At 46.6% G+C, this 21,199-nt stretch carries 19 protein-coding genes and 1 tRNA gene; 7 read left to right on the forward strand and 13 right to left on the reverse strand.

The window, feature by feature from the left end:
- Positions 1 to 172: 172 nt before the first annotated feature.
- Positions 173 to 1,591, reverse strand: coding sequence for a helix-turn-helix transcriptional regulator (locus ACXHJ1_RS04095; protein WP_107734767.1), 1,419 nt, complete (start codon positions 1,589 to 1,591; stop codon positions 173 to 175).
- A 372-nt stretch (positions 1,592 to 1,963) separates the two neighbouring features.
- On the opposite strand from ACXHJ1_RS04095, the gene ACXHJ1_RS04100 reads away from it, so the two are divergent.
- The gene (locus ACXHJ1_RS04100) at positions 1,964 to 2,407 is read left to right on the forward strand and encodes a ferritin-like domain-containing protein (RefSeq protein ID WP_044788291.1); all 444 of its coding nucleotides are present in this window, start codon (positions 1,964 to 1,966) and stop codon (positions 2,405 to 2,407) included.
- A 20-nt stretch (positions 2,408 to 2,427) separates the two neighbouring features.
- Here the strand turns inward: ACXHJ1_RS04100 and ACXHJ1_RS04105 are convergent, their stop codons facing one another.
- From ACXHJ1_RS04105 to ACXHJ1_RS04120, 4 genes are all read right to left on the reverse strand, one after another.
- A complete protein-coding gene (locus ACXHJ1_RS04105; RefSeq protein WP_457905656.1) occupies positions 2,428 to 3,135 on the reverse strand; it encodes a DUF421 domain-containing protein in 708 nt (235 codons plus the stop codon).
- A 178-nt stretch (positions 3,136 to 3,313) separates the two neighbouring features.
- A complete protein-coding gene (locus tag ACXHJ1_RS04110; protein ID WP_457905657.1) occupies positions 3,314 to 3,529 on the reverse strand; it encodes a hypothetical protein in 216 nt (71 codons plus the stop codon).
- A gap of 193 nt (positions 3,530 to 3,722) precedes the next feature.
- A tRNA-Thr gene (locus ACXHJ1_RS04115) sits at positions 3,723 to 3,794 on the reverse strand.
- Positions 3,795 to 3,867: 73 nt separating this feature from the next.
- Positions 3,868 to 4,215: an MTH1187 family thiamine-binding protein gene (locus tag ACXHJ1_RS04120; protein WP_016819451.1), complete on the reverse strand. Its 348-nt coding sequence runs from the start codon at positions 4,213 to 4,215 to the stop codon at positions 3,868 to 3,870.
- 523 nt (positions 4,216 to 4,738) lie between these two features.
- Here ACXHJ1_RS04120 and ACXHJ1_RS04125 point away from each other — a divergent pair.
- The 3 genes from ACXHJ1_RS04125 (at position 4,739) to ACXHJ1_RS04135 (ending at position 10,050) form a co-directional block, all read left to right on the forward strand.
- Positions 4,739 to 7,072, forward strand: a complete 2,334-nt coding sequence (locus tag ACXHJ1_RS04125; RefSeq protein WP_457905658.1) for a ribonucleoside-diphosphate reductase subunit alpha — start codon at positions 4,739 to 4,741, stop codon at positions 7,070 to 7,072.
- Positions 7,073 to 7,092: 20 nt separating this feature from the next.
- Positions 7,093 to 8,124 carry a ribonucleotide-diphosphate reductase subunit beta gene (locus ACXHJ1_RS04130; protein WP_019685970.1) on the forward strand — a complete coding sequence of 344 codons (1,032 nt, stop codon included), beginning with the start codon at positions 7,093 to 7,095 and terminating at the stop codon, positions 8,122 to 8,124.
- Positions 8,125 to 8,295: 171 nt separating this feature from the next.
- Positions 8,296 to 10,050, forward strand: coding sequence for a methyl-accepting chemotaxis protein (locus ACXHJ1_RS04135; RefSeq protein ID WP_290410325.1), 1,755 nt, complete (start codon positions 8,296 to 8,298; stop codon positions 10,048 to 10,050).
- A gap of 228 nt (positions 10,051 to 10,278) precedes the next feature.
- Here ACXHJ1_RS04135 and ACXHJ1_RS04140 read toward each other — a convergent pair whose 3' ends face one another.
- A complete protein-coding gene (locus tag ACXHJ1_RS04140; protein WP_153794433.1) occupies positions 10,279 to 11,115 on the reverse strand; it encodes an HAD hydrolase-like protein in 837 nt (278 codons plus the stop codon).
- 170 nt (positions 11,116 to 11,285) lie between these two features.
- On the opposite strand from ACXHJ1_RS04140, the gene ACXHJ1_RS04145 reads away from it, so the two are divergent.
- On the forward strand, positions 11,286 to 11,780 hold the full coding sequence (locus ACXHJ1_RS04145; protein WP_019685967.1) for a hypothetical protein: 495 nt from the start codon (positions 11,286 to 11,288) through the stop codon (positions 11,778 to 11,780).
- Here the strand turns inward: ACXHJ1_RS04145 and ACXHJ1_RS04150 are convergent.
- The 3 genes from ACXHJ1_RS04150 to ACXHJ1_RS04160 form a co-directional block, all read right to left on the reverse strand.
- A complete protein-coding gene (locus ACXHJ1_RS04150; RefSeq protein WP_153794432.1) occupies positions 11,764 to 13,410 on the reverse strand; it encodes an NAD(P)H-hydrate dehydratase in 1,647 nt (548 codons plus the stop codon). The genes ACXHJ1_RS04145 and ACXHJ1_RS04150 overlap by 17 nt on opposite strands.
- Before the next feature lie 34 nt (positions 13,411 to 13,444).
- Positions 13,445 to 14,077, reverse strand: a complete 633-nt coding sequence (locus tag ACXHJ1_RS04155; protein ID WP_016819444.1) for an NAD(P)-dependent oxidoreductase — start codon at positions 14,075 to 14,077, stop codon at positions 13,445 to 13,447.
- 85 nt (positions 14,078 to 14,162) lie between these two features.
- On the reverse strand, positions 14,163 to 14,636 hold the full coding sequence (locus ACXHJ1_RS04160) for a GNAT family N-acetyltransferase (RefSeq protein ID WP_153794431.1): 474 nt from the start codon (positions 14,634 to 14,636) through the stop codon (positions 14,163 to 14,165).
- Positions 14,637 to 14,779: 143 nt separating this feature from the next.
- Between ACXHJ1_RS04160 and ACXHJ1_RS04165 the strand changes: the two genes are divergently transcribed.
- A complete protein-coding gene (locus ACXHJ1_RS04165; protein ID WP_102998294.1) occupies positions 14,780 to 15,748 on the forward strand; it encodes a hypothetical protein in 969 nt (322 codons plus the stop codon).
- Positions 15,749 to 16,022: 274 nt separating this feature from the next.
- Positions 16,023 to 16,979: an ArsR/SmtB family transcription factor gene (locus ACXHJ1_RS04170; protein ID WP_016819441.1), complete on the forward strand. Its 957-nt coding sequence runs from the start codon at positions 16,023 to 16,025 to the stop codon at positions 16,977 to 16,979.
- Positions 16,980 to 17,105: 126 nt separating this feature from the next.
- Here the strand turns inward: ACXHJ1_RS04170 and ACXHJ1_RS04175 are convergent, their stop codons facing one another.
- From ACXHJ1_RS04175 to ACXHJ1_RS04190, 4 genes are all read right to left on the reverse strand, one after another.
- Positions 17,106 to 18,158 (reverse strand): lactonase family protein, encoded by a 1,053-nt coding sequence (locus tag ACXHJ1_RS04175; protein WP_153794430.1) that lies wholly within the window; start codon positions 18,156 to 18,158, stop codon positions 17,106 to 17,108.
- Between the two features lie 222 nt (positions 18,159 to 18,380).
- Entirely contained in the window at positions 18,381 to 19,583 is a 1,203-nt protein-coding gene (locus tag ACXHJ1_RS04180; RefSeq protein ID WP_290410322.1) for an MFS transporter, read from the reverse strand.
- Positions 19,584 to 19,797: 214 nt separating this feature from the next.
- Entirely contained in the window at positions 19,798 to 20,316 is a 519-nt protein-coding gene (locus ACXHJ1_RS04185; protein ID WP_457905659.1) for a GyrI-like domain-containing protein, read from the reverse strand.
- Between the two features lie 46 nt (positions 20,317 to 20,362).
- Complete coding sequence (locus ACXHJ1_RS04190) at positions 20,363 to 21,124, reverse strand: AAA family ATPase (protein WP_017428075.1); 762 nt, start codon at positions 21,122 to 21,124, stop codon at positions 20,363 to 20,365.
- Between the last annotated feature and the right edge of the window lie 75 nt (positions 21,125 to 21,199).

Below are 21,199 nucleotides of genomic sequence, written 5' to 3' on the forward strand. Positions count from 1 at the left end.
ATACAATTAAAGTTGATTCATATCAGTTCCGCCTTAAATGTCCGTCTGTAAGCAATTTTTCAACTAAAAAGCTCTGCCGACCATAAGGTTAGCAGAGCTTTTTAATGACGTTTAAGAACCTCCAACCTGTACAAGAATCTGGATACCAGGTACAGTCATGAAAACTAAAAAGCTACTCGCAACAATTAACAGTCCTATTTTTCTCAACATTACCTACCCACACCTTTTCAATTAGATTGGAGAACTCTGTTTTGATTTCAGGAGTCGCATAGACTTGGAAACGCATAAACAAGCCAATACAATTTATAAAGTAAGTCTCATTATTTATTATATGTGACTTTACCATTGCAAATAACAATTGTTTAAAACCATCACTGTACCTTTCTCTGTTTAAATAATAGTAGGCCAGTTCGTAACCAAACCATGCAATGTAGTCGGGTACTACTTGTTGGCTGTACATATCAGTAGATGTCGGGAGTTGAGTAAAGGCATCAATGTCTTTTTTAAACCTTGAAAGTACATCATCAACATCCAAATTATATTGATTAGCAGCTATCATAACGTTTAACAGCTTTGAAAGTTTCTCACCTTCCATGGTATCTGCTGTTTCGGCTATGTATTCGACATAATCTGAGAGCACGCTGACATCTCCAGACAAGAGCTTATTTACATAAATATTGCATCGTGCCCAATCTTGATACATTTCTACCCAATAGAGGGTATCATCATCAGTCTCTCTAACCCAATCCAAGTCCGCATAGGCGTATGTATATTGTAGAGCTTGTTGGTAATCGCCTCGGGCATCACAGACACTCGCACATAGTAAGTCGGCATACGTGATGTACACGAACATCGGACGACTTAATTTCTTAGCAGCCTCATTGCGTTCTTGGTTCTTCTGTTGATGTTTCCAATTGTATTGGATTTCAGCCTTAGCTCTCATCACCCTCGCTATTTCATCAACCTTGTCCCATTTACGCAATGACCTGTACACATTAGCCAGATCCTTTAACGCATCAAGTTGTTCTAAATCATCTAGGCGCTCGACATAAGGCTCGAATAGTATAGCTGCTTTGTGGTTGCGGCTTTGGTCGTCTCCAACTTGAATCGTGAATATACGATATTGGCAGACTGCCAAACGTTCAGAATGTTGATATTTCTCCGCTTCAGCTACCCCCTCATACAGCAACAATGCAGCCGCATGTCTTCCCTGCGACAACAATTCCTCTGCAATTTCAAATAGCTTGGGTGAATACAGTAGATTATCCATGATAGCTCCCACTACTCGGCGGATCGCCTCCAGCTTGTCCAACTCCGCACATCGAAACAAAAGCGGCTCGATTCGCCTCATATTGGGTGGATGATCGATGATGTAGTTTTCTATAAATAGATCATAAAAGTGACCTTCTGGTAAGCCCATAGCCTCAGTGATTAAATCAAGCTGGTTAACAGACATGGACTTATTCCCTGTCACAATGGCGCTTACGATTCCCCTATTCATGCCTGCTACATGCCCAAACTGCGTTAGACTCATGCCCTCTTGTTGTAAATATCTATCTAATTCCGCTCGAATCGTAGGTGTATGCTTCATGACATAGCCACCCTTCGCATAAAAATCCCAGTATTTTATAATTATTTACTATTTTTACCCATCAATTAACCAGTTGTCAATATCTTTTTTTTGCGAATTATGTAGAAATACTACGTTTGTCATAAGAGCATTCCTACAAACAAATTCTTCCCCGGTGTTAGCTACCATCAGTATAATCAACCCAGTATGTTGGTAAGTCAAATAGCCGCCAGCATTTCTTCACAAGAAAAGGGCGATTAGGAGTATGAGGAACAATCATTTTCCTAATGTTAGGAACCGACATGGGCAGATGCGCATATACTTTCTAAAAACTAGCATTGGGAGGGAATAAACTTGTATCAAGTACCTTCTTACTGGGGAAATTCATATTATATGCGGGCCGATTTTGTACCGATCTGGAACACAGGATTTCCAAAAGCAGTACAAATGATAAAGGAAGCGGTACAAGGGGAGCGTAACGATGAGTTGTTCTACGATGAATTGATCAATTTGGCTCCCTCACAGGAGCAGGTGGCTATTATTGAAAGCATCCGTAACGATGAACGCGGCCACAACAAAATGTTCAGAGAGATGTATCGGGCTTTGACAGGACAGGAGATTACAGGCATCAGTAGTGAGAAATATGAGAAAGTGCACTCCTATGCAGAAGGTCTGCAGCGCGCCTTGATGGGAGAGTTAGGTGCGGTAGAACGATACCGCAACATCTGGTTTGGATTGCCTACTGGCATCTATAAGGACACGGTGTACGGTATCATCTTGGATGAGCTTAAGCACGCTGCCAAATACAATTATCTGATTACGTTGAATCTCAAGTAACTTTTGACCAAAAGTTAATACTATTCCACATCAATTGGTTGCTGGATTTTATCCTTATATTCATCCACATAGAGCTGGCCGTTGCTGCCTTTAACGGCGTAGAATACGTCCTCTAACTTTTTGCCGCGTGCTTTGAGTTGGGAGTTCATCCAGGATTCGGAAATATGGTTGGAGTCTAAATTGCCCTGCAAAAGCTGTCCGTCGATTATAAGCTCAATTGGGAACTGTGAGGTATTGCCTGCATTCAACTGCAAATCTTTTAATGTCACGGCTTGCAGTTCCTTTTTCTTTTGGGCAGATAGTTTTCCGTTAATCTCAAGTAGGGCGTACTCCACTTCTTCTATATTAAAAATATCTTTCTCGCGAAGCTGCTGGTTTAAAGAATCCAATGTCATATTATTTTTTTTTAAGTTATCTTCGAGAATGAGCCCTCCTTCGATGAGAACGGTGGGGGTTCCTTCTGTCCACATCTTAAAGTTTCTGAATTTCAAAAAAATCTTGGCTAAAACATAAGAAGTAATTGTAAAAACGGACAGCGCTATTAATAGGTGGATAACTTCTATTTTTTCGTTAAATGCAAAGTTAGCAGCCATAGCTCCTAATATAACCGCCGTTACGAATTCATGGAAGTTCATATTGGAAAGGGTTTGCTTTCCTAATATTCTCCCAATTATCATTAGGATAAAAAATGCTGAAAAACTTCTGATTAAAATAATGAGATGGTCCACGCAAAAAGCCCTCCTTGTTTAAAAATTGTAGATAATTAGTATATAGACTCCCCGCTATACTAGAGTAATATACCTATTGACTTAATTTATAAATGGCTTTGGAACTGCTAATCCTATCAAAACACCCTCACGGGCACTATACCAGCAGGGTATTTCGTATTTCCAAACACTTGTAGATTTACAGATCGTCAGTGGCTGACGTTTCTGCCGACTTACCACCTACATAAGCCTCAGCCAGAATGTAAGCAATTACTGCACCGAAAGCACCAATAACGCCGGTCACTTGAATAACTGTGGCATTGTTTTCTCCAAAAGCAGTAAGCAAGCTCGTGATCAATGCGGACAGTAACGCCCAAAACTTACGGCTGGACAATTTACGTTTCCAGTCTGTCACTATACAACACCTGAATCTCCAAGAAGCGGTGTTAAAAAACATTAGCGATTCAATTACAGGAGAGAGCATTAGCACTGAAGAACCTACTTTACTATACTAAAGGGTAGAAAAATGGTAGAAGATTGTCCAAAATCACAAAAAAGCGCAGCCTCCAAAAAGCTTGGAAGCCGCGCTGTGCTTGAGTTTTATAGAATGCTGGTGAAGGGAATTGAACCCCCGGCCTACGCATTACGAGTGCGTTGCTCTACCCCTGAGCTACACCAGCAGGTCAGTGTGACTGACAACAAAAACTATTATACTCTTAGTTACATAAAAATCAATCACTTACATCAACTTTATCAACTAAGATTTGGGTTTAATTCTGTAACATTCCCTGCCGTGGTTCCGGATAGCTTATCTGCGACGGATCGCAGCTTTTGGCGACTGGAGGAAGGCTTGTCACGGCGATCATCAATTTTGACTGAGGTGGAAACGCGTTTGGCTCCTGCTAGGAATGGCGCTTCGTGTAGCGCAGCAATAGCAGTGAACACATCGTCCAACGAACCTTCAATAATCGTACTCATAGAGGTAAGTTCATAGGTAATTCCCTTTTGCGTCTTCAACACTTTTTGCATTTGAGCAACGTAGTCGCTCAGGCTCGTACTCCCCGTTCCAATCGGGATTACTGTCACTTCTGCAATGGCCATCACCAAGTTCCTCCTTTAAATTGAAAAAATCATTTTTTTTAAAAATTCTAAAAACTCAGTCGATAAAGCAACCTTGTTCTTCAAAAAAGTTCCATATGTATACGGCTTATTTTTAGTAGGAAACATCTTTATCATTTATTGTACCGTTCACTCCGTCTCAATTCAAATATAGCCCGCGACTTCTCTGCATATTTTGATTTTCCATTCCTTTTCCTTTACGTATGGCTTCGAATGTTGCTATAATACTCCTTGCACTTATTTGAAATTTTAAGTTTATATACACAATATGTTGGGTTAAATATTCATAACACCTCTAAATATAGTGATGTAGCCGATGATTCCTACGGAAACCATCTTTTTTTCCTTCATTGGCAGGCGCATCGCTATTTCTATGTTATTGGATTACATACAGCCCCAAAATGCTGTCTGACCATCGCTTTTTTCACCAGTTTCTTTTCTCAGATCATTTTCATGCCTATTCCCTAAGTATGATTCCAAATCAAGAAAGCGAGGAATTAATCCTATGCCACAACTCGTAACCAAACCAAACAATCGCCAGTTGGCTTTTGATGAAATACGTATATCCGTATATGCTGACCGTGTACTCAGCGGGCTGGACAAGCTGGATAAAGATCGACTCATTCGCGGTGTAACTAGTAAGCTCCGCCGGGACGAAGTCACTGGAGATGAGATTAGCAACGCATTTGCAATGGCTGCTCTAGAACTGGTTAGCAAGGAAGAACCGGACTGGAAATTTGCCGCTGCGCGTGCTTTGCTCACTTCCCTATATAAAAAAGCGGCTACTCACCGCCGTTACAAATCCTATGCAGACGAGCCTTACGGCGCTTTTTATCCACTGATCACCGATCTAGTGCAAAAAGGAATCTACCGTCAGGAACTGCTTGACTGCTACACCAAGGAGCAGATTGATGAGCTCGGCGATTCCATAATGCCGCAGAATGACCTACTGTTCGACTATATTGGACTGTTGACGCTGTCTGAGCGCTATTTGGCCAATGATTTTGACGGACGCGTAATGGAGCTTCCACAGGAACGCTACATGATTATTGCAATGTACCTGATGCATCAAGAGCCGGCCGACAAGCGTATGGAGCTGGTCAAGGAAGCATACTGGGCGATGAGCAACATGTACATGACCGCAGCTACACCAACCATGTCTAATGCCGGAAAAAAGGTGGCCGGACAGCTCTCCAGCTGCTTTATCGACACCGTAGACGATTCATTGGAAGGTATTTTCGATTCCAATACCGATGTAGCCCGTCTTAGCAAAATGGGCGGCGGCATCGGCGTATATCTCGGTAAAGTACGGGCGCGTGGCTCCGATATCCGTGGACATAAAAATACAAGCTCTGGCGTTATCCCTTGGATTCGACAATTGAACAATACAGCTGTTAGCGTAGACCAGCTGGGTACACGCAAAGGGGCAATTGCCGTTTATCTGGACGTATTCCACAAGGATATTCTGGCGTTCCTAGACCTGAAGCTGAACAACGGTGATGAGCGGATGCGTGCACATGACGTGTTCCACGGCGTATGTCTGCCCGATCTGTTCATGGAGCGGGTCGAAGCACGGGGCGAATGGAATCTGTTCTGTCCGCATGAAGTGAAGAAGGTGATGGGCTGGAAGGATGACAAGGGTCGTCCCCTGGGACTGGAGGATTTTTATGATGAAGCCTTCGGTTCAGGCTCCTTCCGTGAGAAGTATGAGGAGGCGTCACAGCATCCGATCCTCTCTCGTATTACGGTGCCTGCCATTGACATCATGAAGCGTTTGATGAAATCACAGCTGGAAACAGGTACGCCGTACATGTTCTACCGCGATACGGTAAACCGTGCTAATCCAAACCACGCCCATGGTATGGTATATTCCTCCAACCTGTGCACGGAAATTATGCAAAATCAATCTGCAACGGTAGTAGAAAAAGAAGAACTGGTCACCAAGGATGGTCAAACACGCATTGTTATTTCCAAAATTCCTGGCGACTTTGTTGTGTGCAACCTGAACTCCATCCATCTGGCTCGTGCGGTTCCGGCAGGTGTGCTGGATCGTCTCGTACCGATTCAGGTACGTATGCTGGATAATGTTATTGATATCAACAACATTGAGGTGCTGCAAGCACAATACACAAACAGCCAATATCGTGCAGTCGGCTTGGGTACATTTGGGCTGCATCATCTACTCGCACTTGAGGGCATCCGCTGGGAGTCCGATGAAGCGGTAACCTATAATGATCATTTGTATGAAAAAATTAACTACCTGGCCGTAAAATCCAGCATGGAGCTGGCGAAAGAAAAAGGCCGTTATGCCAAATTCGAGGGTTCTGACTGGTCGACCGGGCATTATTTCACTTCCCGTGGCTATACAGACGGTACACGTGAAGGCAAATTCGTCACTACGTCCGAGTGGAGCGAGCTTGCGGAAGAAGTCCAACAAAACGGTGTCCGTAACGCATGGCTGTTCGCCATTGCGCCTAACGGTTCTACGTCCATTATCGCAGGCTCTACCGCTAGTATTGATCCACTGTATGAGTTGCTTTCCTATGAAGAGAAAACAACCTACAAGATCGCTAACCCTGCACCAGATTTGAATGAAAAAACCATCTGGTACTACAAAACAGCTTTCTTGCTGGATCAACACGCTTCGATCAACATGGCTTCTGCACGTCAGCGTCATATTGACCAAGGTCAAAGCTTTAATCTGTATGTACGCCCAGATATTAAAGCTACCGAATTTTTAGCGCTGCATATTCATGCCTGGAAATCGGGTATGAAGTCGACCTATTATGTACGCAGCCGCGCACTGACGATTGAAGAATGCGAAAGCTGCGCATCCTAAACTAAAGGAGAGAGGCTCTCATGCAGTTACAAAAGATTTTTAACACGGAAGCGCCTAACCGCTCTACCCGTATTATTGAAGGCGAAAACTCCGGTATCCTGAACTGGAACGATATTCGGATGCCGCATATGTACAAACTATATAAGGTGCTGCTGCTAAACCACTGGATTCCGGATGAAATTCCGATGTCCAAGGATGCGTCCCAGTTCCCTATGCTGGATGCCGAAGAACAGCGCACATTCAAAATTAATATCGGCCTGCTGGCTGTGCTGGATTCCATGCAAACCATGTTTGTCGGAGATGTAAAACGATATTTTACCGATTCCTCGCTGGAAGCTATTTCGGCCATTATCGGACAACAGGAAGTCGTGCATAACCAGTCCTACTCTTACGTGCTGTCTTCCCTGGTATCAGAGCAGGAGCAGAAGGAAATTTTTGAATACTGGAAAAATGATCCTGTCCTGCTGGAGCGTAACACATTCATCTCGGACATTTATCAAGAGTTCCGCGATGAGCAGAACCCGCAAACCTTTTTCCAAGCCATGGTAGCGGATTTGATTCTGGAAGGCATATTCTTTTACAGTACATTTGCTTTCTTTTACAATTTGGCCCGTGACCAAAAAATGATGGCCACCAGCCAGATGATCTCGTATATTCAGCGCGACGAAAATCAGCATTGCTACTTCTTTGCCGAAGTGTTCAAGCAGCTTTTGGCTGATTTCCCTGAGTTGGATACCAAGGAAAATACGGACTATGTCTATCGTATGATCAACCGCGCTGTGGAACTGGAAACGAATTGGGCGCATTACACGCTCAAAGAGGTTCGCGGCATTGACTTGAACGAGCTGAGCGATTATATCAAATACATGGCAAACATGCGCCTAAGACTTCTGGGTATGGACAAAGCATACGAAGGGGTAGATGTAAACTGTATGCCTTGGATCAAGCCATTTTCCGATGAAGCGCTGAATGCAACAAAAACGGACTTTTTTGAAGCAAAATCACGCAATTATGGCAAGGTCGGAGATGACAATGGATTTGACGATTTGTAAATCATAAGCTACAAGCCTTAACTCGGTATTGCTGAGCTAAGGCTTTTTTCTATGGGGATGAAACTTGCGTAAATATGCAAAAAATTCATGAAACATATTAATTACTATTCATATTTTCCTACTTGAACACGATATTATATGAAGGCGAAATAATACAGTAAGGAGCATATTATGAAAAGCAAAGTCAAAAAAAGAATGGGATTACAAACCAAACTCTACTTCATCTTGCTCATTCCTTTAGTTGTGATTGGCGTCATGATTCTGTGGACGACCAAACTATCTATTCAGAATGCTTCTCTATCAACCATGCAGCTAAACAATGAAGCGTTGGCGGTGAATACGGCTAAGCTACTGGACAAATCAACCGTCAAAAGCTTAAACACGAATCCATCCGAGCAGAGCAATGAGTATAAAAAACTTCGGAACGAGTTAAATACGCTCAGGCTGCAAAGCGGAGTCCTGTATATGTATATGTACAATCGTGTTGGCGATGAGTGGAAGCTTACAGTGGACGGAGCTGCTTGGGACGACAAAGACTACAGTCCTTTTGGAAGCCCTGTTAGTTTCACCCGTAAAGAAACGGCAGATAGATTGAAACAAGGGGAGACGGTCACTACAGATATCACAACGGACCCTGATTGGGGAACGATGTTTTCTTCCTTTACACCCATTAAGGATACAGATGGAACCATCATAGGCTATCTAGGAATTGACAGATCCCTTGCCTCTGTAACTGAAGTGTACGAGAAAACCCTGCCTGAGGCCTACCGGCTAGTTATCCCTGTGGTTTCCATCATTCTGATCATTTCCATTGCGGTAATGATGCTGGTAACACGTCGAATACTACATCAAGTACGGTTTATTAAAGATACACTGGAGCAAGTAGCTGACGGCAATCTTACGGCTACATCGCAGCAAGTTACGTATGATCAGCTAGGTGAAATCAGCGGCCTGACGAACCGGATGGTAGAAGCCATGTCCAATATGATTGTGGACATTCAAAGCAGTTCAAGTACACTTCAGCAAGCATCCGAGAATATCGTCGTGACATCAGAAGGTACCCTTCACCAAACCGAGGAACTGTCCCGCACACTCCAGCAAATTGCCGATGTATCTACAAACCAAGCGGATCAAACGATAGAGTCGGTTCAGCAATCTGACCGCTTAGGACAAACGCTGGATGAAGTCGGAAGCCATGTGCACCAGTTTACGGATACGGCGCGCCATCTCAATGAAGTCCGTAATCAGGTAGCCAGTGAACATGAACTACTATTGGAGAAGGGACGAGAAAGCGCTCTGCGAATCAAGCAAATGCAGCGTATGTCACACGCGCTAACTGAAAAGTCCCGCGAAGCAGCTAACATTGGACAGCAGGTACAGGGCATCGTAAAGCAGACGCAGATTTTATCCTTTAATGCCTCGATTGAAGCTTCGCGTGCAGGGGAAGCTGGTAAAGGTTTTTCTGTCGTAGCTCATGAAATGGGACAACTTGCCCAACAATCTGCCATATCTATTCGTGAAATTGACGAAATCTTAAGTAGTTTTGTCGAGCAAATTGAGCAAATGGGCGATCAATTTGATGAAAATATAAACACTGTCAATGAACAAGAAAAACAAATTGCATTATGTCTACAGTCCGTTGATAAAGTCACCCAGGTATCAGAGGAAGTTGAGGAACTGGCTGCACATCTGGCCCAATTGACCACAGAAATGCAGGAGGTACGTCACAGCGTAGATCAACATCTGAAGCACACAGCCAGCGCGGCGCAGCAAACTGCCGGAATGACAGAAGATGTATCCGCAAGCGCACAGAAGCAGGCCCTAGCGGTAAAAGAACTATCCGAAGTAGCCCGTAATCTGACCACACTCTCCAACAATCTACAGCGTCATGCTGATCAGTTCCGGGTGAAAAGTTCCGACCAGTAATGATTTCGGTGAACTGTGACCCGTAAGATGGACACTTGATTGAAAGTGTCCATCTTACGGGTCATTTTACAGACGAAAAGGAGTACACTCAAAAGGAGCATTCGCTAACATAGCGAATGCTCCTTTTGAGGTTAGAAGGCCGAGCTGAGTACACCTTTATCCAGGTAGATGCATACATATATAACCTAGAAGGTCAATTTAAGCACTTAAGAGTTATAGCCGTTATGCTCACAATGGGGGAATCGCAACTGTTTTCATTGGCTTCATGTAAGAAGGATAGCCTCCCGTATGCTGGAGCATTTCAATTTCACGCAAAATACGCGGCAAGTCAGCGACCGAGTTCATCACGATGTGGGCCCCTGCCCTTTTCAAACCATATATACTTTGTCTGCGTCGTTCCTCGGCTACCCTATCGTCCACTTCACAGCTTGTAGTGTGGTTCGCGGCCAAAGCACTCTCGTTATGGTTCAACACACCAATCGTCCAAACGCCGGCATTCCGTCCTTCTTGCATATCGACTGCTGTGTCTCCTACCTTCACAATATCGCTAAGCGGGAATACCTGCAGGCGATGTGCAATTTCATAGATCATCCACGGATAAGGCCTCCCCTGCGAAACTTCACATGGGGCTACCATACAATCCAGCGTATAGGGTGACTGTGCAGGCGTGAATACATGACTCAGCATTTCCATCGGGCAGGATGCAGTAGCGCCTGACTGAATGCGGCGATCTTGAAGCTCCTGCAACGCCCTATCTATACCGACAGCAGTCTCAGCCCCTTGGATCAAAGAGCGAAGAACAGGGACAAGCTCAAGATAAATATGCTCAATATCCACTCTGCCAGGATGCGCACCAAAGCACTCCAACCATTTTCTACGAACCTCTGAAAGTCCGAGCACATTCGCAATATGATCCCGGATGGGCAATCCTCGTCCATGAGATACCTGCTCTTCAGTTACCTGTATACCCTTCCATCTGAAGATGTCGCACATTCCCTGGATTAAGCCCCGACCTCCGGGGTCTAACAATGTACTTTCCAGATTAAAAATAACCGCCTGTATCATGTAATCCCCGCCTTTCCGTACCGCGGCTATCCGCAATCTTTATTTTGCTTAGGAACATGATACACAGCTAACGTAAACTCAAATGTCGTAAACGGTAAGCGGATTGTAATTGAGAATAAATTCCTTGAATGGTTTTGATTTACCGATTGAAATGAGGAGGGAGTCGCAAGATGAGACAGCCTTGGAATGAATTTAATTCTAAAATGCCTTGGCGGATGGAGCTTGGTTGTTATGCTCTGAATAAGCTTGCCTGTGGAGGATTGGTTTTTGGTCTGTTATGGGTCTACTGCTATCTGACAGAGGAAATAACGGGATTGCCTGTGAGTATAGCAGGCAATAGCGGTGAACTGACCGCGCAGTTATGGGCCTATGGCTTTGCCCTTCCGGCGGCTCTTGCCGCTGATGCACTACGTGATCTTTTACCCTGGCTTCGCAAGCCTGAGCAGTTCACGCTATATCTTGCCGTAGGGTTCAGTGTCTTTCTTCTGCTAGGATCTTTGATGTCGCCTGCTGGAACGGGCATCTCGTGGAGCAACGGCATGGCAGGTGCAGGGATTACACTGCTCTATTATGGCGGAAGGCACTGGCTGAACCGTGAATACGGAGTACAGATCATGCTGGCCTTCCTCCTGCCACTGCTGCTATGGATTATAGGGCTTCAATGATGTCGCCAGCTACCACTGAGGCGGGATGCTGGCGATGGCGCGCGGCCAATTCTCCAGCCGCACCATGCAGATACACGCCAAAGGCTGCTGCCTGCGAAGCGTTCAAGCCTTGGGCCAGCAATCCTGCGATGATGCCCGTCAGCACATCGCCCGCACCGCCTGTCGCCATCCCAGCGTGGCCTGTGGTATTGACATAGGTCGTTCCGTCAGGACACGCGATGACTGTGCGTGCTCCTTTGAGCACCAGCGTGACTCCGCGTGTCCGGGCGTACTCCCGGGCATGGGTGATACGGTCACGCTGCACCTCTCCTGTCGATATGCCCAGCAGACGTGCCATTTCACCGGGATGCGGCGTTAACACGATTGCCGCATCTCTCGACTTCCAAGCATCCAGCTCAGGCCCCGCCGAGGCGAGGATGTTCAAGGCGTCCGCGTCAAGCACGAGCGGACCGCTGTATTCCTCCCACAGGCGGCGCAGCCAGCCAGTGTCCCCTGCGAAGCGGCCGAGGCCAGGCCCGACGGCCAGCACATCGCGCGTCTGCGCGAGCTCTAGTAGCTCGTCTGCGGAGTCGGCGTTCCATTCGCCGTCGCTGCCTGTTGCTGCGGCAGCGAGCATCAGCTCCGGTGCGGCGCCAATGACGCGCGGAAGCAGCGCCTCGGGCACCGCCCACGTCACAAGCCCGCTGCCGATACGCAAGGCGGCACGTGCGGCCAGCAGGCCCGCACCGCTCATGCGCAGGCTCCCGCCTGCGACCAGAACGTGACCGTAGGTGCCCTTGTGCCCGTCCGGCACACGGCTGCGGCTGACGTCCACGTCCAGCGCGTCGCGCAGCGTATCGCTGGTCAGGAGCCGCAGCTGCACGCCACGCTCACGGGCAAGGCCGGGCGGGATACCGATGTAGCGTACCACCACATCACCAGCGTTTCCGGCGCCCGGATATTGGGCGAGCCCACACTTCAAGTAGGCAAGGCATACGGTGACACGCGCATGAATGCACGGCTCGTGCAGCGCACCTGTGTCGGCGTCGAGTCCGCTAGGCACGTCTACCGACACGATCGGCGCGCCGCTGGCATTAGCCTCGCGAATCAGCGAGGCGTAAGGCTCGCGCGGTGGACCTTGCGTGCCTGTGCCCAGCAGGGCATCGACGATGCCAGAGGCACCGCGCAGGTCGAGGTTATCCCGACCATAGAGGATAACCGGGATATCCAGCGCCGCGATGATATCGCGCTGGGCAGCCGCTTCACCGCGTAGCTTTGCAGGCGGCTCGGCATACACAACGGTGACGCGCAGACCTGCATCGGTCAGATGGCGGGCTGCCACCAGACCGTCACCGCCGTTGTTGCCTTTACCTACGAGGATATACCAGTGTGCTCGTTCACGTACGTCATATTGCCCACCGCTCGATGAATCCGTCCGTATAACACCGCCATGTCTTGGTACATCCCCTGGTCCTGTGTGTGTGACCACATTTATGCCATCGCTTGTTTCACGTCTCTCAGCACAAAGCTTCAGTACCTCGTCAGCTATTGCTCGTCCGGCATTTTCCATCAAGATCAGGGCCGGGATTCCCAGCTTGTCAATCGTGTACCGATCCAGTTGCCGCATTTGTTCGGCGGTCACCATATACATGCTTTTTCGCCTCCCATATAGCCATCCCTGTTGATTAATATCCGACGGTAAAGCGGGAATTGACAAATTCCCCTTCTACTAACTCATCAATCAGGGCTACCGCATAATCCTCGACAGAGATGCGACTATGACCTAATTCATCAACCACCAAATGATCCAAGCCAATACGGAACTGTCCTGTACGTTTACCTGGTTCAATAATTCCGGCAGGACTGCAATAGGTCCAGTCTACATCCGCAGCACGGTACAGCTCCAGGGCATCAGCGTGCGCAGCCGCCAGCGGCTTTACTTCCTCCGGAAACTCAGCGGTATCCATGAGACGCTCACCGGATTCTGTTTTCAGACTGCCCGCTCCGCCAACGACAAGTATGCGCTCCGCGCCGGAACGCCGTGTTCCTTCCAGTAAAGAACGAGTTGCTTCGAGCAGTTCCTCCTCAGCTCCAAACTTGGGACCATAGGCGCTAATGATAGCATCGTGCCCTTTGGCTACCTCTGTAACGGAATTCGGGTTTAGAATATCCGCCTGAACCACCGTCAAATATTCACTTTGCTCCGTCACTCGTTGCGGATCGCGCACTGCCGCCGTCACCTCATACTTACGCTTGATCGCTTCCTTTACTAACGCTTTGCCAATTGTTCCTGTTGCTCCAAAAATAATTACTTTCATATTAAGTTGCCTTCTTCCTATCTATAATTTTCTTACTGTTAATTATCCGTTTTATAACCAGCTCAAACTCGTACAGGATTTCAGCTTACAGTCCCCCCGGCTGGCGCCAGTACATCCCTTCTGACCCCGGACTGACCAGTTGGAAGCCGAACTGCGCATATAACCGGTCGGCTGGCTTATCCGCAATCAGCGTTGCAAAGCTGCCCGCCGGAACCTCCCGTTTCAAATACTCCATAATCTCTTCCATAAGCTTACGCCCATAGCCCTTCCCCTGATGGGAAGGCTTGACTGCAATATCCGTAACCAGAAAAAACACACCGCCATCACCGCTCACCCGGCCCATCCCGATCAATTCCTGTCCAAGACGTAGCGTTACAGCAAATAGGCTGTTCGGCAGGCCCTTAGCTGCCGCTTCTTCCGTAATTTGCGATAAACCAGCCTCCTTGCGTAAAGCCCGATATTCCTCGACGGCTGGAATGGCGTAATCTACGCGAAGCAGCTCGTACGGTTGATTCGATGTCTCATGATGTTCTGTTGCAAATTCAATTTTTTTATTCATGCCGAATCTCCCTTCCTGCTGTAATCTTGTCTATTTTACCAAAAAATACTTCATAGTTCTTGGTTTAGAGATATACAAGCCCTTGAAATGCCTGTGTGGTCTGTGCAATAGTGTAGAAAGAACAATGGAAGGAGGGATTGCGGGTGTCCCCGACGGACTTCGCGGCATTAGCCGCATATATCTCACCCGGTCTGATCGCCTTCCTGCTGGCGTTGTCCTTACTGGTATGGCTGTATGTTCACAGTGCAGCCCAGCTTCGCAATTCGCGTCAGCAGCGGCTCGAGGAATTACAGGAATCACTGCGTATCTATGGCCGGTTAGCTGGTTATCTCCAAACGGCTACCCAGAACGCGATCAACAACAGTGAAAAGCAGCAGCACCAGAATGGACTAATCCATGCTCTTCAGGAGGCTAAGGCCGCCCCCTATTTGACCCCTCACCTTCAAGAGCAGGTTCAAGCATCCCTTCGGGAATGTGATCCATTCCGCCGGGAATTGCTTCTCAAATCACTGGAGCGTGAAATGAACAAACTGATCGAGGAACGACGACTTGTTCTACTGGAATCCCATGCTCCAGGCTGGGGAACAGCATTATGGAAACTATTGCGCCCAACGGCCGGTCCGCTGGCGCTGGCGGGAATGGTCTGGTTAATCTCAAGATTGGTTATAGAACTGATAACCTACAGTCATGTCGATGTTAGTCTACCCGACACCACACAATCTGCCTCATGGCTTATAGGGTATGCATGGATAAGGTTCGTTTCTGGCTTAATCGCCTTGCTGTATGTCTATCGGCTGATGACCCTGCGTAGACAAAATGATCTGGACGTGACGGCATCCCATTTCCCAACAAGCCTGTTGTGCATGGTCATCGCCGTTGTCGCCCTGTTTCAGTGGCTCGGGCCAGAAGCATCTCCCTACATACTGACTGTACAGCTTGTGCTGTTCTTGATTGGCTTCCGACTTACCCGAGGCCGCTCGCGAAGTGATCGTCCTTATGTGGGTCATCCCGGCTTGATGAAGTCCGATGGTTCGCAGCACCAGGAATTACACACAACTGACAAAGATACAACCGCTGATTCTTCTGTGGCTGATGAACATATGCGGTCCTAAACACCAGTTGCGCCTGAAATAGATCCCGTATACATCCCGCAAATCACATACCATCACAGGACATCCCAACACACAAAGAAAGAGTTCATGGGGTGTCCTGTTTTTTGAACAATTTTTGGCTTTTTGCCGGGTTAGGCTTGTGCCAGCGATCAAGGAAAGGGTATATTGTTTATATAAATGTAAATCATATCGTTTTATATGTATGAATATTGAAAAAAATCCATATATGTTAAACTACCATCAATTTATGATGTGCGTTAGAATTGGAGGAATTATGCAACTGGACATTTCTGAAAAATCACTTCCCGTTTATGAAGCGCTGGCCAGTGAGGTTCGGCTGAATATGATTGTTCTGCTTGCGGAGAAACCGATGAATATACGTGAGCTAGCGGAAGCGCTGGGACTCAGTAGTGCGATTATGACAATGCATGTTAAGAAACTGGAAAGGGCATCCATTATTTCGACTAAAATGCTGCCCGGACGAGGCGGGGTTCAGAAAGTATGCTCATTGGCTACAGACAAAATTGAAATCGCCATGCCACGCTATCAGCAGGATGTACGGCAATTTCATCAGACGGAGATTTCTGTCGGACACTTTACAGATTTTGAGATTCAGTCCACCTGCGGTCTAGCCACCGTCGAAAAGATTATCGGAGAATTTGATGAGCCTCGTTCATTCTTGGACCCTGAGCGCTTCAATTCCAAAATTCTGTGGTTTAGCCAAGGGTATATGGATTATAAAGTGCCGAATTTCCTATTGTCCAGTCAAAAAGCTGAGGAACTGGAAATTTCAATGGAATTATCATCAGAAGCCCCATTTACCAATGATAATTGGCCTTCAGACATCACGTTTTTCCTAAATGATGTGAATTTGGGCACTTGGACCAGCCCAGGGGATTTTGGGGATAATCGTGGTAAATATACACCTTCATGGTGGCCTGACTTTATCAATCAGTATGGCCTACTTAAGAGACTTCGCGTTACGTCTGAAGGCACCTTTATGGATGGCAAGCAGATATCCGATGTGACTCTAAGCGACGTGCTGATTGACCAGAAGCAATGGAAATTCCGTATCGCTATTTTGGATGATGCCCAGCATATTGGAGGGGTAACCCTGTTCGGTACTGGATTCGGTAACTATAACCAGGATATCCTGTTCCGTTTGTACTACAAACCTGCGGAAAACCATACCAAAACAGCAACGGTAGAAGCTGGCGAGAGCAGCAAGTAACCATTAGACTCCTTCAAAACCTGAACACGGCGTTTTGCCCATGCCTTTCTTGGGAGACAAAGCGCCGTGTTTTACTTTATCCTCTTTTACTGGTCCTTCGACCCTTTTTTGCCATGCGCTGTGTAATTAACGTACAGGTTCAATACATACCGGTGAAGGAACCTCCAATACATATCCCGTTCGGGTCAGCCGTCCATCATCCTCATGGATAGCAAAGGATACAATGTTGTTTCCCTCCTGATTCGCCACTAGCAAATAACCAGACAAGATGTTGAAGTTACGCGGCGTACTGCCGAAACTCTCGACCCATTCAATCGTCTTCAGCTTGCCACTGTCTACATCGACATGGTAGAGTACGATGCTGTCATGTCCTCGATTGGATACATACAGAAAACGTCCACAGGGAGTAATCCGAATATCCGCTGCTGTATTTTCTACATCGATAATGCCTTCTGGCAGTGTGGACAGACTTTGCAGCAAGGTAAGCTTACCATTACGTTCGTTATAACCAAACACAGCGACGGTATTATTCAATTCATTGGCGACAAAGGCATATCGACCCGAGGGATGAAAAACCAGATGACGTGGGCCGGAACCAGGTGGCAAATCTGTCTCACGGTGGGTTACCAATTTCCCATCCTCTGTCAAACGATAACCTATAATCTGATCCAGCCCCAGATCACATACCATAGCATACTGTCCTGAAGGATCAGGAATAATCGAGTGTGGATGTGGCGCATCCTGGCGGTCTTGGCGAATCCCTGACCCCGTATGCTGAACCTGCCCCGACATGTCTCCCAGTCCTCCTGCTTCTGTCGCAGGGAATACAACGGCATTGCCCCCAGAATAGTTAGAAGCCAGCACATATCGTCCATCTGTTGTTACGGATACATAGCAAGTATGTGCTCCCTCCGTTCCTTTTCGATCCAAAGGATGCAATTCCCCCGTCTGGGTGTTCACCTGATATGTGTACAGTTCGCCTTGGTCTGTTTCACTGGCAGCATACAACTTTGTCCCATTCGGATGCAGTGCCAGAAAAGAAGGTCTCTCTATTCCTTCCACACCTCCAACCATACGCAAATCACCATTGTCCGTATGCAAAGAGCCTATATAAATTCCTCTTTCCTCACGAGACGCATAAGTTCCTATAAAAAATAACTGCTCATTCCGCTCTTCCATCCGATCTCAGCTCCTTTTAGCGTATTACTTACATGTTATTCGACTTTTAAGTTCTACTTTTTGTCTGGTTATAAACTTATCATGCATTATTACCCAAGATTCTGCCGTTTCATTAACAAGTGGCTATGTATGCAAAAAAATAGCCTCTTTCGCTGCAATCTGTGGTTCATAAGAACGTCACAGTTCACACCAAAAGAGACTATGTTTACAGAGAAAATAACATTAAACCGCTGTGGATTGCGTATCTCTACTTTTCCATTTTACAGCCAGCCCCAAACTAAGCATGAGAATGGCCGCCCCAAAAATGTACGGCAAATTGATATGCACCTCAAACAATGTACCCGCAAGCGCAGGTCCCAGAATATTACCAATACTCATATAAGCATTGTTCATCCCGGCTGCAACTCCCTGCTCATCTCCTGCCATTTTGGATAAAGCCGTATTAATAGCTGGCCGCAACAACGATGTAGCGGTAAAGAAGATAAGTGATACTCCGAGTACATAATAAAAGTTCCCTGAGAGCAGCATAAGCACAAGGGAAATCGCGGAAAACAGGAAAGAACCGATAATCACACCTTTTTCACCAAAACGGCTCAACATCGGACTAATGACCGCAGCTTGAATCACGGTTCCGACCAATGCACCTACCGTAATAATGATAGCAATATCTCGTTCATTGTAATGAAACTTGCCTGTTACAAAGAAGGGAAACATCGTTTCAAAATGCGTCAGGCCAAAAGTTAACGTGAATATCATAATCAGCAACATAAAGTACGGCTTGCGGAAAGACAGCGCAAACTGTTTAATCACATTGTCTCTTTTCACCTTAACATTTCGAAACTTCAACTGCTTCTCCAACGACAGGGTTTCGGGCAGTAAAATCAATGAAATCAGTGCCGCTAAACCGGATACCGCCGCCGAAACGTATAAGGGTGTACGAAGCGAGATATCTGCCAGCAAACCGCCTACACCAGGACCGATCACAAAACCAAGCGACATAGCGGCCCCCAACAGCCCCATTCCTCTGCCTCGGTTATGGACGGTTGTGATGTCGGCAATATAAGCCATCATTGGAGGGATCATAAATGCCGCCCCTGCACCCCCGAGTAAACGGGAAATATACAGCATCGTCAACGAGTGTCCAATCGCAAACAATACAGAAGACACCGTCATGATGACCAAACCGATAATAATCATTTTTTTACGTCCGTATTTATCGGACCATTCCCCAGCTAACGGCGAAAACATAAACTGGGTCAACCCAAACACGGCAACCAGATAGCCTCCCGTTTCACCACTGCCCCCCAAGGAACCCATGAACTTGGGGAGGATTGGAATAATGAGTCCAATTCCCAGCATGGCAATAAACATATTAATCATCAAAATGACGAGCGGCCCCATTTTCAACTGTTGTGAATCCGACATGTTGCGTTTTGTCCTCCTCAGGTTCTTTATTTCGTATACGAAATTCTTATTTTGCAACTATTTCAGCAAAACTCTTCATTATATTAATAGAGCGGGAGGCAAATAACAATCATAAAATACTTCCGATAACCCTGAATGTTACCTTTGACAAGGTAGCAAAAAGGAACAACCACTAAATCATGAGGTTGTCCCTCTTATAACGTTTCACCATCCTTTATTTTTGTACAATAGCGATCGCAATATCATAATCAAATTTCTGAATTTCTGCGGATGGAATATCAAAAGGGTTCACCGGCTTCAGCCGATTCGACTCGATCCAATATACCCCCTCTGTCGTATTACGCTCATAGCCATTACGATCCAACCAAGCAAATAGGTCATCATAGATCGTATTTAATCGTTCCCGATCTCCCTGAAAACGGGTCACCGCATACTCCCCTTCAGGCACCTCAATGCGTTCAAGACTATCCGGCACTTCATTCCACGAGAACACTTTAACACCCACCTTGACTGCCGTACTTCCATTCTCTTCAACAACTGTCCATTGGGGAGTTAACACATAGCCTATATCTGCGTCCAAACGACCTGAGTGGTTCTCTGGAACGTTCTGTTGCACTTGTTGCCACTGTCTGCGTACCTCATCACCCAATTCTGCAAAAGGGGCTTGCGCAGTCAGCGCTGCTATCTTGAAAGCCGCTATCCGTTGAATAACTACATCCAGATCTGAACTCATACGGTTTCCTCCTCATCAAGTGGATACTACCAAACTTCCTATATCCTTATGGTGAATCTTCGAATAGCTCCTGCAACAACTTTTCCTTGTTATTCAGAAATTGTTTGGTGATGATGTAATGATCGGTTTCCTCTAGCGTCCGTGTGTCGATCCCTTCATGTGTCAGATGATACAGGACCGAATCTGGATAAGACATCAAGATGGGGGAATGTGTAGAAATGATAAACTGCGATCCCTGCTGCACAAGCTCATGAATCCGTGCAAGCATGGCCATCTGGCGTAAGGGCGAGAGTGCTGCCTCTGGCTCATCCAAAATATACAATCCTTGTCCTCCAAACCGATGCACAAATGCAGCAAAAAAAGACTCGCCATGCGACTGCTCATGTAGCGACTTCCCCCCATACGAATCTCGAATGGGTCGCCCTCCTCCTTCTCGATCCAGCTCGTCGATATGAGTCGCTACATTATAGTAGCTCTCCGCCCGGAAAAAGAAGCCGTCTCTCGGCTTTTCGATCCCTCTCACCAGCCGGATATGCTCATGCAGCGCGGAATGCGTGGCTTGTGTAGAAAAGTTAAAATTTTTAGTGCCACCCTCTGGATTAAATCCCCACGCGACCGCGATTGCCTCCATAAGCGTCGATTTACCTACACCGTTTTCTCCAACAATATAGGTAACGGAAGGATGGAATTTGAGTTCATTCCACTGTTGAAGAGCCTTTAAGTTAAAAGGGTATTGGCTCCTGTCAGCATCTGGAGGCCATAATAGCTCCAATCGACGTATAAAAAGATTACGATCCCATATACTCATGTCCAGTCAGCTCCAATGCCAAGCAATTTACTAGGTATTCCATCATTATATTGGAATTATTTACAGCAATCAATC

The sequence above is a fragment of the Paenibacillus sp. ALE2 genome (assembly GCF_054113385.1).